This window comes from Candidatus Pantoea multigeneris (assembly GCF_011752615.1).
Taxonomy (GTDB): domain Bacteria; phylum Pseudomonadota; class Gammaproteobacteria; order Enterobacterales; family Enterobacteriaceae; genus Pantoea; species Pantoea multigeneris.
The window spans coordinates 1,131,397-1,143,597 of the sequence record NZ_VWXF01000001.1; the positions used below are offsets into that span (position 1 = coordinate 1,131,397).

Here is a 12,201-nt window from a genome sequence, read left to right on the forward strand (position 1 = left end):
GACCCAGATCAATGCAGACTAAACATTAGTCAAATTTTTTACCCACAAAAACAAAAAAAGGCCCCGCAGGGCCTTTAGTTTCCGTCATTAATTAACTTAACGCTTGTTCTTCTTCAGATGCGAAATCAGACGCTTACGCTTACGTTGTTGATTTGGTGTTAACAGGTTGCGTTTGCCCGCAAACGGGTTCTCACCCTCTTTAAACTGAATGCGGATCGGCGTTCCCATCACGTTCAGTGAACGGCGGAAATAGTTCATCAGGTAACGCTTGTAGGAATCTGGCAGATCGGCCACCTGGTTACCGTGAATCACCACAATCGGTGGGTTGTAGCCACCCGCGTGCGCATATTTCAGCTTCACACGACGTCCACGTACCAACGGTGGCTGGTGGTCATCGGCGGCCATGTTCATAATGCGCGTCAGCATTGAGGTGTTAACACGACGGGTTGAGCAATCGTAGGCTTCGGTCACTGACTCAAACAGGTTACCCACGCCGCTGCCGTGCAGCGCCGAGATAAAGTGCACACGAGCGAAGTCGATAAAGCCCAGACGGAAGTCCAGCGCCTCTTTCACTTCATCCCTGGCTTCCTGGGTCATGCCATCCCATTTGTTCACCACAATCACCAGTGAACGGCCGCTGTTAAGAATAAAGCCAAGCAGTGACAGATCCTGATCGGAAATGCCCGCACGAGCATCAATCACCAGCATCACGACGTTGGCGTCTTCAATCGCCTGCAGGGTTTTGATCACCGAGAATTTCTCAACGGTATCGGTGACTTTTCCGCGCTTACGCACACCTGCGGTATCGATCAGGACGTAGTCGCGCTCATCACGCTCCATCGGAATGTAGATGCTGTCACGCGTGGTGCCCGGCATGTCATACACCACAACGCGATCTTCACCCAGAATACGGTTGGTCAGCGTAGATTTGCCCACGTTCGGACGACCCACAATCGCCAGCTTGATCGGTAAGGTGGTCGGGTCGAAGTCATCTTCTTCGTCTTCCGGGATCTCATCGCTTTCTGCTGCGGCTAACTCAGCCCAGTAGGCTTCGTTCTCTTCTTCTTCGGTCAACTCTTGCGGATCTTGTTCATCCATCCACGGGAGCAGAGCCGTTTCCAACAGGTTGGTCACGCCACGACCGTGTGAGGCCGCAATCGGGTGGATCTCACCCAGGCCCAACGCGAAGAATTCTACGGTAGCAGAATCGGGATCGAGTCCGTCGGTTTTGTTTGCCACCAGGAAGGTTGGCTTCTCACGGGCACGTAAGTGCTGCGCGATCTGCTGATCCGCAGGCATCAGGCCCGCGCGCGCATCCACCATAAACAGCACGACATCAGCTTCTTCAATCGCCAGCAGCGACTGTTCCGCCATGCGGGTTTCAACACCCTCTTCGGTGCCATCAATACCGCCGGTATCAATGCAAATAAATTCGCGCCCTTCCACCTCGGCGCGACCATATTTGCGATCGCGAGTCAGTCCAGGAAAATCCGCTACCAGCGCATCACGGGTGCGCGTCAAACGGTTAAACAGCGTAGATTTTCCCACATTGGGACGGCCAACTAGCGCGACCACAGGTACCATAACACTTGCCTCAATTAACTAAAAAACGCCTGAATGGCGTGATTATAACGGCTTCGGCCGCCAGATTCAGGCGAAAGGCGATAAAAAACCCAGCCAGAAGAAAAACAAAACGGCCCCTGGGGTCAGGAGCCGTTTTTCACCAGTCGCCTCAGTGGCTTAACGGGTGATGGCGTAAACTTCTCCGCCTTTGGCCTGGATCAGCAGTTTATCGCCAGCCACTACAGGTTCAGTCTGGAAGCCAGAGCTGTCCACTTTCTGCTGCGCGACGAAACGGCCATCGTCAGTATTCATCCAGTGAACATAGCCTTCGCTATCACCCACTACCAGATAGCCGTTGAACAGCACTGGTGAAGTCAGATTGCGGTGCAGCAACTCACTCTGACGCCAGATAGCAACACCGCCATCGGTATTCAGGGCGATGACACGGTCATCCTGATCAACGGTGAAGATGCGGCCTGCATCCACGATCAGATCTTTCACGCCGCCGATTTCACGTTTCCACAAAATCTGGCCGGAGCGCAGATCCAGCGCACTCAGGTTACCATTGTAAGCCAGTGCATAAACTACGCCGTTAACAATCACTGGCGTGGTGTCTACATCGCTCAGGCGGTCGATTTCTGTCGCGCCGCTTGGCTGCGAAATACGCTGCTGCCAAATCAACTGGCCCTGGCTGAGGATAACTGCGCTAACGCGGCCGTTATCACCACCGACAATCGCACCGCCAAAGGCCGTTGCAGGAGCAGACTCACCACGCAGGGAGAGTGCTGGCATGTCGAGGTTAACGCTCCATTTTGCAGCACCGGTTGCCTGGTCAAAGCCTTGCAGCATACCGTTGCTGGTGTGGATCAGCACCAGACCATCGCTCACTACCGGGCGAGAAAGCGCTTCACCTGCGGCTTTCGCCTGCCAGACGATTTTGCCATCTTCGGTATTTAACGCATAAACCTGACCACGTTCACTGCCGATATACAGCAAGTTACCGCTTACGGTCACGCCGCCAGACAGCAGCGCAGAGATATTATGCGAGAAGAAACCAGGGTTCTCAGAGAGATCAACTTTCCACTTCACTTTACCGTTGTTAGCGTCCAGCGCTTTCACGATACCGAAACGATCGGCCGCATAAACGGTGTCATCCTGCCAGGCCGGATGCAAGTTGGAATAGAAGTCACCCACGCCATCACCAACGGAGGTACTCCAGGCTTCCTGTGGATTAAACTGGTTTTCCACTTTAGGCAGCGGAGCCATTTTCACTACATCTTCTTCGCCGCTGAACAGCGAGCAACCGCTGAGCAGCGTCACTGACATCAGTGCTGGCAGCAGGTATTTACGTAATTCCATGTGCGCTCTCTATAACTGGCTTAGCTTAAGTTATTCATTTTCATCTGCAGCATCTGCTTCAGCGCAGGTGAGGCATCAGAAGCCACGCCTTTGCTCCACGCATCGCGTGCACCCTGCTTGTCGCCTTTGCTCAGCAGCGCTTCGCCGCGAATATCAGCAACAATAGCGCTCCAACCGTCACCTTTCACGCCCTCTAGCGTTTTCAGTGCGGCATCGGCCTGGTTCTGCTGTAGCTGGACGCGTGCCAGACGCAGATTGATGACCGACTGTAGATTGGCGTCTTTGGTGTCGTTAAGACCGCTTTGCAGCTGCGCTGCTGCTTTGTCTAACTGACTGGCTTCCACATACTGTTTTGCCAGATCCAGTGAAGCCAATGCACCGTAGGTGTTGTTGTTTTCACTGGCAAACTTCGCCACAGCGTCTAACGTTTGTGGTTTGTCTGCCTGCATGGCGGTGGTCAGCTGCTGATACTCAGCGGATGCACCCGCGTCTACAGTTTCCTGATGGCCAGACCAGTAACGCCAGCCACCGAGAGCAACCAGACCCACGACAACGCCCACAGCCAACGCTTTGCCGTTATTGGCAAAAAAGCGGCGCAGTGCGTCCATCTGTTCGTTTTCGTTGCTGTAAATTTCCACGCAATCCCTCTCTGTTCTCAGGTTGTTACGGCGTTACGCTGATTGCAACAGCGCACGAATAGCGGTAACAGCCTCTGTCTGCGCCAGCGTTTGCTGATCGCCTGTGCGCAGATTTTTAATCACTACCTGCCCAGCGTTAACTTCGTCTTCGCCCAGCACCAATGCTACTTGTGCTCCCCACTTGTCCGCCCGGGCAAACTGCTTCTTGAAGTTGCCACCACCGAAGTTAGTCATTAACTTCAGCTCTGGCGCCTCATCACGCAGTTTTTCCGCCAGCTGCATCGCCGCTGACTGTACGCCCTGGCCTGAAGCGATAACATAGACATCAACAATGCGCGTCGGTTCAAATTCTGGGTTAACGGCCTGAACCAGTAACACCAAACGCTCCAGTCCCATGGCGAAACCAACGGCTGGGGTAGCACGCCCACCCAGCTGTTCTACCAGGCCATCATAGCGGCCACCGGCACACACGGTGCCCTGTGAACCCAGGCTGCTGGTCACCCATTCAAAGACGGTGCGGTTGTAGTAATCGAGGCCACGCACCAGACGCTGGTTAACGGTGTAGGCGATTCCCGCATCATCCAGCAGGCTGCACAGCCCGTTGAAGTGGGTGCGTGAATCTTCATCCAGGTAGTCATTCAGCGTTGGAGCGTCATTCAGCAGCACCTGAACATCTGGATTTTTGCTGTCCAGCACGCGCAGCGGGTTGCTGTACATGCGACGTTTGCAATCTTCATCCAGCTTATCTTTATGCTGCTCAAGGAAGGCCACCAGCGCATCGCGGTATTCCGCGCGAGCTTCCAGTGAGCCGATAGAGTTGAGTTCCAGACGGACGTGATCGGCAATCCCTAACGCTTTCCACCAGCGCGCGGTCATCATGATCAGTTCGGCATCAATGTCCGGCCCTTGCAGGCCAAAAACTTCTGCGCCGATCTGGTGGAACTGGCGGTAACGGCCTTTTTGCGGACGCTCATAGCGGAACATCGGACCGATGTACCACAGGCGCTGCTCCTGATTGTAGAGTAAACCGTGCTCAATACCGGCGCGCACACAGCCCGCAGTCCCTTCCGGGCGCAGCGTCAGACTTTCACCGTTGCGGTCGTCAAAGGTATACATCTCTTTTTCAACCACATCGGTGACTTCACCGATCGCACGTTTAAACAGCGGCGTTTGTTCTACAATCGGTAAGCGAATTTCGCTAAAACCGTAACTTGCCAGCACCTGTTTCAGGATGCCTTCAATGCGTTGCCAGACCGCAGTTTCCGCAGGCAGATAGTCGTTCATCCCGCGAATTGCTTGAATATTCTTCGCCACGTTAGAATCTCTTAATACAAAAAAACCTGTCCGGCATCATACCTTATGAGGATGAAACCGCACAGGCTCAATCATTAATGTCATGTGCCGCTGGGGCACATGACCGTTATTTTTCTACTTGTTGGATATCAATGCGACGGCTTTGATCAATGATGGAAGCCTTAGCACGAATGCGCGCTTCCAGCTGATCGATCATGTCGTTGTTATCCAGACGATCGCGTTGACGCACGCCATCTTCGTAGAAACCACTTTTCTTATTACCGCCGGTCACGCCCAGCGTCGACACTGTCGCTTCGCCTGGGCCGTTCACCACACAACCGATGATCGAAATATCCATTGGCGTGATGATGTCTTCCAGCCGTTCTTCCAGTGCATTGACGGTACCGATGACATCGAATTCCTGACGCGAGCAGGTCGGGCAGGCAATAAAGTTGATGCCACGGGAGCGAATACGCAGAGATTTCAGGATGTCGTAACCGACTTTAACTTCTTCAACCGGGTCGGCAGCCAGCGAGATTCGCAGCGTGTCACCAATCCCTTCGGCTAACAGCAGCCCGAGGCCAATCGCTGATTTTACTGCACCGGCGCGCGCGCCACCGGCTTCGGTGATCCCGAGGTGCAGCGGCTGATCGATAGCTTTTGCCAGCAAACGATAGGACTCAACGGCGAGGAAAACATCGGATGCTTTTACGCTAACCTTGAACTGATCAAAGTTGAGGCGATCCAGATGATCAACGTGACGCATGGCGGACTCAAGCAGCGCCTGTGGCGTCGGCTCGCCATATTTTTCCTGCAGATCTTTTTCCAGAGAACCGGCGTTCACACCGATTCGGATCGGAATGTTGTAATGACGAGCGCAATCTACCACCTGGCGAATACGCTCATTATTACCAATGTTACCTGGATTGATACGCAAACAGTCAACGCCATATTCGGCGACTTTTAGCGCAATGCGGTAGTCAAAATGGATATCCGCTACCAGCGGTACGTTGACCTGCTGCTTAATCAGTTTGAAAGCTTCGGCTGCGTCCATGGTCGGAACCGAGACGCGAACAATATCGACCCCAACGCGTTCCAGCGCCTGGATCTGTTTAACCGTGGCTTCAACATCGGTGGTACGGGTGTTAGTCATCGACTGAACGGCGATGGGCGCTCCATCGCCGACTGGCACCTTACCGACGTAAATCCGTTTTGATTTGCGGCGGATGATGGGTGCTTCGTTATGCATACTCTCTCTCCACAATTGCCCTGGAACGCGATACGGCGTTATTGCGCACCTAACGTCAGGCGGGCAACCTGGTTATTACGGATAAAACGACTCAAATCAACGGGCTGATTCTTAAATTGCACCTGAACGGCTGCTGGCGCACCAATTTTCAGACGATAAGGTGCTTTACCCGTCAGGCTCAGCTTACCACCGTTGTGTTGAACGCCGCTGAACAGTTTTTTACCGGTTGCGTCAACCACTTCCAGCCAGCAGTCTGCTTTGAACTGCATGACTACATCATTGGCATCAGCCACCGGTGCGTTAACATCAGCCGTCGCCGTTGGCATAGCTGCCGCTGCGGTTGGTGCAGGGCTTACCGGTGCCTGTGAAGGCGAAACCACTGCGTTATCAACACCCGGTACCGTTGGCGCTGCTGCGGTATTGGTGTCCGTGGTGGTGCTGGTTGCAGCAGGCGCTGGTGTGCTATCGCTAGCGACAGGCGCAGCTGAGGTGTTATCTGATGGTGTCGTCGTGTTGTCTGCACCGTTTTCCAGTGCGATCGACTGACTGTTATCGCCACTGGCGGCACTGCCATTATCATTGGCCATCGAGACCAGATCCTGCTGTGAGGCTTTATGATTCTGCCACCACCATGCACCGGTCAAACCGACAACGACGAACAAAACAAGAAAGGTAAAGACCCATAGCCAGCCGTCACGCTTTTTGCGTTTCTTGCCCAGCGAAAAGTTTTTCATCGGCTCAATTTTGGCAGAGCGAATCGGCGTCTGTTTCGCCATAATCGGCAACAATTCCTCTTCAGGAATCCGCACAAGACGCGCATAAGAGCGGATGTAACCACGCAAGAAGGTCGACGCTAAGTCAGCGGGGGCTTTATCTTCCTCGATATCCCGCACCGTTGAGAGTTTCAGGCACAGGCGTTCTGCGACGTTTTGCTGGGTCAGTCCCATCTGCTCACGGGCCAGACGCAGGCGTTCGCCTGTGGAATGTACTGCAGATTTTTCTTGAGTGGCTTCAGTATTCATTAGCTAAATAACGCTGGTACTGTATCGATTGCGGAAAACGTCGCGAACCGGTCGCCTTAACGTATAACGTCAGCAGCGTGCCCCTGTAGCGCGGCGAAACGTATTTGTAGCTCAAGGCTCTCAGTAGTGACTGGAAGCCGTTGGTGATAAATCTCTACTAACAGCGATCCTGCTTTAGCATCCTTTCGCAGTAACTGCTCCCGCGCCTCTTCCAGCAAACGCGTGGCCTGGCTGCCATCTGCATCCAACGCCTTTAATAAAGCAACACTTGCGGCAGTAAAATTCTTCGCCTGCAAATAACAGTAACCTGATTGTGCCAGCGCGTCACTACGGGCATCGGATTCCGATGCGCTGGCTGCCCGTTTAAACTGTTGATGCGCTTCATCATACTGCCCTAAAGCGCAGAGAAACGCACCGTAATTGTTAGCGACATAGCCATTATTCGATGCCAGCCGCTGCGCCTGTTGATACGCCCTGGTTGCCGCCAGGTGACGCTGCTGCTGTTGCAGCAGACGCGCCTGCGCCAGATGCACCCGGTAATCACTGGGTGCGGCCTGCACGGCACGTTGTAACTGGCGTGCCGCAGCGGTTTCATCACCACTGGCAAGATAGTGCAAAGCAAGCTGTAAACGGATGTCTGCGGCACCGGATAACTCGGGCTGAGTGACACACCCACTTACAACAAACAGGCCTAACCAAAAAGCTAAATACCGTTTCACTGGCGCATCTCCCTGATGATTCACATGGTCAGGCCGCAGCCTGCCATGTCATCTTTAGGGAAGAAACGCCGTTATGCTGGGTTTCAGAGCGCCTTCACAGCGATCGCTTCACCCGCCATTCTTTTCTTCATGGTGCGCTTGGTACGGTCAATAACGTCACCGGCTAACTGACCACAAGCGGCGTCAATATCATCACCACGCGTCTTACGGACGATAGTCGTAAATCCGTAATCCATCAACACTTTGCAGAAGCGGTCGATGCGGCTGTTAGAGCTACGGCCATACGGCGCGCCCGGGAACGGGTTCCACGGAATCAGGTTGATTTTGCATGGCGTGTCTTTCAACAGCTCAGCTAACTGATGCGCGTCATCGGTGCTGTCATTGACGTGATCCAGCATGACATACTCAATGGTCACACGGCCCTGGTTGGCGTTGGACTTAGAGATGTAGCGTTTCACCGCCGCCAGGAATGTCTCGATGTTGTACTTTTTGTTGATCGGTACAATGTCATCACGCAGGGCATCGTTCGGGGCATGTAATGAGATGGCCAGCGCCACATCAATCATATCGCCCAGCTTATCCAACGCCGGAACCACGCCAGAAGTAGACAGCGTTACGCGGCGTTTAGACAGACCAAAGCCGAAGTCATCCAGCATGATTTCCATCGCGGGCACGACGTTGTTCAGGTTGAGCAGTGGCTCACCCATGCCCATCATCACCACGTTGGTGATAGGACGCTGTCCGGTCACTTTCTGCGCGCCGACAATTTTCGCCGCACGCCAGACCTGACCAATGATCTCGGAAACACGCAGGTTACGGTTAAAGCCCTGCTGTGCAGTCGAACAGAATTTACACTCCAGCGCGCAGCCCACCTGGGAAGAGACACACAGTGTGGCGCGATCTTTCTCTGGGATGTACACCGTTTCCACCAGCTGATCGCCAACACGAATCGCCCACTTGATGGTGCCATCAGAAGAGCGCATCTCTTCGGCAACTTCCGGGGCGCGGATTTCAGTCAGCTCAATCAGTTTATTGCGCAGTACTTTGTTGATATCCGTCATCTGCTCGAAATCATCGCAGCAGTAGTGGTAAATCCACTTCATGACCTGATCGGCGCGGAAAGGCTTTTCGCCCAGCGAAACAAAGAACTCGCGCATCTGCTGACGGCTCAGATCCAGCAGGTTAATCTTCTCTTTTTTTGGGGAAACAACAACGGGTGAAGTGGACGATGACGTCACAATCTGTTCGGACATAATGTTCTCTGGCCTCGTTATTACACGTTATGGCTCTGGTTTAGGATAGTAGAAAAAAGTGCGCCCTTGTTGAGAGACCCCAACAAGGGCGCAGCATTGTACAACATCTACCGGGTGAAGCGCATACCTTAACAAAAATTTGTTAGTGCAGCGCTCCGGGCCGCTCGCTTAGCGAGTGCGTGGGCAGATTTCGTTCTCAGCGAAGAAGTACGCGATTTCACGAGCAGCAGACTCAGTAGAATCTGAACCGTGAGTTGCGTTTTCGGTGAAGCTGTCAGCGTAGTCAGCACGCAGAGTACCAGCCAGAGCGTTGTCTGGGTTGGTTGCGCCCATCAGGTCACGGTGACGCTGAACGGCGTTTTCGCCTTCCAGAGCAGAAACCACAACTGGACCTGAAGTCATGAACTCAACCAGACCGTCGAAGAATGGACGACCTTTGTGCTCAGCGTAGAAGCCTTCAGCCTGCTCTTTGGTCAGGTGAACCATTTTAGCTGCAACGATTTTGAAGCCAGCGCTTTCAAAACGGTTGTAGATTGCGCCAATTACGTTTTTAGCAACTGCGTTTGGCTTGATGATAGAAAAAGTACGTTCGATTGCCATGATAACCTCTGTTGGAACTTCCAGTGAAGACCGGTACGCACCGGTCTGGAACCGGCGCCGATTATAGGGGCTGATCCTGCCCTTGCCTATCGGCCGAGCCATAATTTAGTGAAAAACCGGGGCACATTCACGATAAACGCACAGTTGTTAACCTGTACGTTACTCGTTGTTAACCTCGCGTAAAGCTGACAGACGCCAGTTGCCCGGCCTCATCCATCACCACCAGTTGATAATCACCGGGCTTATCCAGCGACAACTGTTGGGTACTTTTCAGATTTTCGCCTTCCAGCGGTTCACCATTAAGGAACCACCAGCGCTGACTGCCTTGCCCGCCTTGCGCGCTGACCGTTACCGTCAGGCTACTTTGCCCCGGCAGCGGTTGTACGCGCTGGCCGTTAATCAAACCGGTCAAAATCAGTGGCAGCATATTGCCCTGCTGCAACGGTGGGCACTGCTTATCGATCGCAGGCAAACGCTGTGCGCGTTGTTCAGCCGCAGGGAGCCAGGGCTCCAGCGGCAATGGCCAGAGTAATTTTTCCTGCGCCTGTGCGCCTGGACAGTCCGCTGCCACCCGCAAGCCCTGCGCATTCTGCCAGTAGCGTAGGCGTAAGCCGGTCAGGCTCTCCTGCCCTGCTGCCAGCAGCGTAGGGGGAATGGTGTGATTGATGACCCAGCCAAACCGCCGCTGGCGACAGTTATCATCCCCCGCGGGCAGGGGCTGACCGCCCGGCCAGCAAATCGCCGAAGTGGTCACAGAAGCCGGGCGCGGATCCTGGGGCGGACTGTTGCCAAGACGCGGCATTAAGATGCTGTTCACCTGATTGAGAATCGGCACCGCCGAGGCAAATCCGTATTGCCCCGCGACGGGTGTCGCGTCCGGTCTGCCGACCCAAATCCCGATAAGCCAGCGCGGATTGATCCCCATGGCCCAGGCATCACGATAGCCGTAGCTGGTGCCGGTTTTCCACGCCAGCGGCACGACGCGCGGCAGTTCACCACTGGCTGGCGGCTGCGCTTCTCCTGCCAGAATGCGGCGCACTACCCATGCCGCGCCGGGCGAAAGTAGACGCCGCTCGACTAATGGCTGATTACTCAACCAGCGTAACTGCGCTGCGTTACCGTTGCGTGCAAAGGCGCTATAGGCGGCCAACAGCTCATCCATCCGCGCGCCGGTGCCCCCAAGAATTAATGACAGATTAGGCTCAGCCCCTGCCGGGAAACGCAGGTTTAATCCGACATTACGCAAGCGTGCAGTGACATTTTTTGGCCCTACCGCCTCCAGCACCTGTACTGCGGGCAGGTTAAGCGACCGCACTAAGGCATCGCTGGCACTCACCGGGCCGTGGAATCCCGTGTCGAAGTTACCGGGGCGATAGTCACCAAAGCGGCGTGGCACATCTTGCAGCAGTGATTCCGCATGGATCAGCCCGTCATCCAGCGCCATGCCATAAACAAAAGGTTTCAACACTGAGCCAGGAGATCGTACGCTGGCGATCATATCCACCTGGCCGAAGCGGCTTTGATCGTTGAAATCCACGGATCCAACATAGCCGCGCACTTTCATGGTGGTGTGATCAACCACCAGAATCGCCAGTGAGGTGCGTGGTGGAAGTTGGGGTTTAAGATTGCTGGCCAGGCCTTCTAGCTGGCGCTGGAGCTCGGGATCAATAGTCGAGACGATTTTGTTGTCAGGAGACTGCGCCAACAGACGGCGGGCTAACAAAGGTGCCATTTGCGGTATTTGACGTGGTGGCAGCCAGACCGGTTCCTGCCGGACTTCGGCGACTTCCTGCGCGGACCAGACGTGATATTGCGCCAGCCGGTCCAGCACTTTGTCTCGGGCTGCCTGCGCACGTTCAGGCCAACGATCGGGCCGTAAACGGCTCGGTGCCTGCGGTAACACAGCAAGTAAAGCCGCTTCGCCTTTGGTGAGCTGTGACGGCGGCTTACCCAGCCAGCTCCAGCTCGCCGCCCCGACGCCCTCCACCGTACCGCCAAAAGGGGCGCGGTTGAGGTAGAGCGTTAGAATATCGCGCTTAGACAGGTGCCATTCCAGTTGCAGCGCTCGCCACGCCTGCACCGCTTTGCCTTGCAGCGTTCGCGGTTGCGGATCGATCAGGCGTGCCACCTGCATGGTTAACGTACTGCCACCGGAGATCACCTGACCGTGGCTGAGATCTTGCCATGCCGCACGCGCAATTGAGAACGGATTGATGCCGGGATGCTGCCAGAACCAGCGGTCTTCATAGGTCAGCAGCGCCTGGAGGTAAGCAGGTGCCACCTCCTCGGGCGTTACCGGATAGCGCCAGACGCCGTGTTCATCGGCAAAGCGCCACAGCGGGGAGCCATCTTCTGCCACCACCACCCGTGCAGGCTGTACCTGCTGGAGCGGCAGCGGAAACAGCCAATCAAGCAGCACCATCACCAGACAGAGCGTAAGCGGTGCCAGCAGTAGCGCATAACGCCACCGCCAGCGCGTTTTTACCGACCTCACAACAGCGGAGT

10 protein-coding genes are annotated in these 12,201 nt (G+C 54.8%); all 10 read right to left on the reverse strand.

Translation table 11 applies throughout. The features are described 5' to 3' along the window. Positions 1 to 96 precede the first annotated feature (96 nt). Positions 97 to 1,584: a ribosome biogenesis GTPase Der gene (gene der / locus F3J40_RS05190; RefSeq protein WP_017347771.1), complete on the reverse strand. Its 1,488-nt coding sequence runs from the start codon at positions 1,582 to 1,584 to the stop codon at positions 97 to 99. A 156-nt stretch (positions 1,585 to 1,740) separates the two neighbouring features. After that, the gene (gene bamB / locus F3J40_RS05195) at positions 1,741 to 2,922 is read right to left on the reverse strand and encodes an outer membrane protein assembly factor BamB (RefSeq protein WP_167012834.1); all 1,182 of its coding nucleotides are present in this window, start codon (positions 2,920 to 2,922) and stop codon (positions 1,741 to 1,743) included. 20 nt (positions 2,923 to 2,942) lie between these two features. Then, on the reverse strand, positions 2,943 to 3,560 hold the full coding sequence (locus tag F3J40_RS05200; protein WP_017347773.1) for a YfgM family protein: 618 nt from the start codon (positions 3,558 to 3,560) through the stop codon (positions 2,943 to 2,945). 33 nt (positions 3,561 to 3,593) lie between these two features. Continuing rightward, positions 3,594 to 4,874: a histidine--tRNA ligase gene (gene hisS / locus F3J40_RS05205; RefSeq protein WP_167012835.1), complete on the reverse strand. Its 1,281-nt coding sequence runs from the start codon at positions 4,872 to 4,874 to the stop codon at positions 3,594 to 3,596. Positions 4,875 to 4,980: 106 nt separating this feature from the next. Then, on the reverse strand, positions 4,981 to 6,102 hold the full coding sequence (ispG, locus tag F3J40_RS05210; RefSeq protein WP_017347775.1) for a flavodoxin-dependent (E)-4-hydroxy-3-methylbut-2-enyl-diphosphate synthase: 1,122 nt from the start codon (positions 6,100 to 6,102) through the stop codon (positions 4,981 to 4,983). 38 nt (positions 6,103 to 6,140) lie between these two features. Continuing rightward, positions 6,141 to 7,124, reverse strand: a complete 984-nt coding sequence (gene rodZ / locus F3J40_RS05215; protein ID WP_167012836.1) for a cytoskeleton protein RodZ — start codon at positions 7,122 to 7,124, stop codon at positions 6,141 to 6,143. A 56-nt stretch (positions 7,125 to 7,180) separates the two neighbouring features. After that, positions 7,181 to 7,843 (reverse strand): type IV pilus biogenesis/stability protein PilW, encoded by a 663-nt coding sequence (gene pilW / locus F3J40_RS05220; protein ID WP_369410911.1) that lies wholly within the window; start codon positions 7,841 to 7,843, stop codon positions 7,181 to 7,183. Between the two features lie 83 nt (positions 7,844 to 7,926). Continuing rightward, on the reverse strand, positions 7,927 to 9,096 hold the full coding sequence (rlmN, locus tag F3J40_RS05225) for a dual-specificity RNA methyltransferase RlmN (RefSeq protein ID WP_017347778.1): 1,170 nt from the start codon (positions 9,094 to 9,096) through the stop codon (positions 7,927 to 7,929). Positions 9,097 to 9,264: 168 nt separating this feature from the next. Next, entirely contained in the window at positions 9,265 to 9,696 is a 432-nt protein-coding gene (gene ndk / locus F3J40_RS05230; RefSeq protein ID WP_017347779.1) for a nucleoside-diphosphate kinase, read from the reverse strand. Positions 9,697 to 9,865: 169 nt separating this feature from the next. Further along, on the reverse strand, positions 9,866 to 12,190 hold the full coding sequence (gene pbpC, locus F3J40_RS05235) for a peptidoglycan glycosyltransferase PbpC (RefSeq protein WP_167012837.1): 2,325 nt from the start codon (positions 12,188 to 12,190) through the stop codon (positions 9,866 to 9,868). Positions 12,191 to 12,201 lie beyond the last annotated feature (11 nt).

Bases quoted from the DNA above. Each gene is read 5' to 3' on its own strand.
- der (WP_017347771.1), bottom strand. From the start codon at position 1,584: ATGGTACCTGTGGTCGCGCTAGTTGGCCGTCCCAATGTGGGAAAATCT.
- bamB (WP_167012834.1), bottom strand. From the start codon at position 2,922: ATGGAATTACGTAAATACCTGCTGCCAGCACTGATGTCAGTGACGCTG.
- ispG (WP_017347775.1), bottom strand. From the start codon at position 6,102: ATGCATAACGAAGCACCCATCATCCGCCGCAAATCAAAACGGATTTAC.
- rodZ (WP_167012836.1), bottom strand. From the start codon at position 7,124: ATGAATACTGAAGCCACTCAAGAAAAATCTGCAGTACATTCCACAGGC.
- rlmN (WP_017347778.1), bottom strand. From the start codon at position 9,096: ATGTCCGAACAGATTGTGACGTCATCGTCCACTTCACCCGTTGTTGTT.
- ndk (WP_017347779.1), bottom strand. From the start codon at position 9,696: ATGGCAATCGAACGTACTTTTTCTATCATCAAGCCAAACGCAGTTGCT.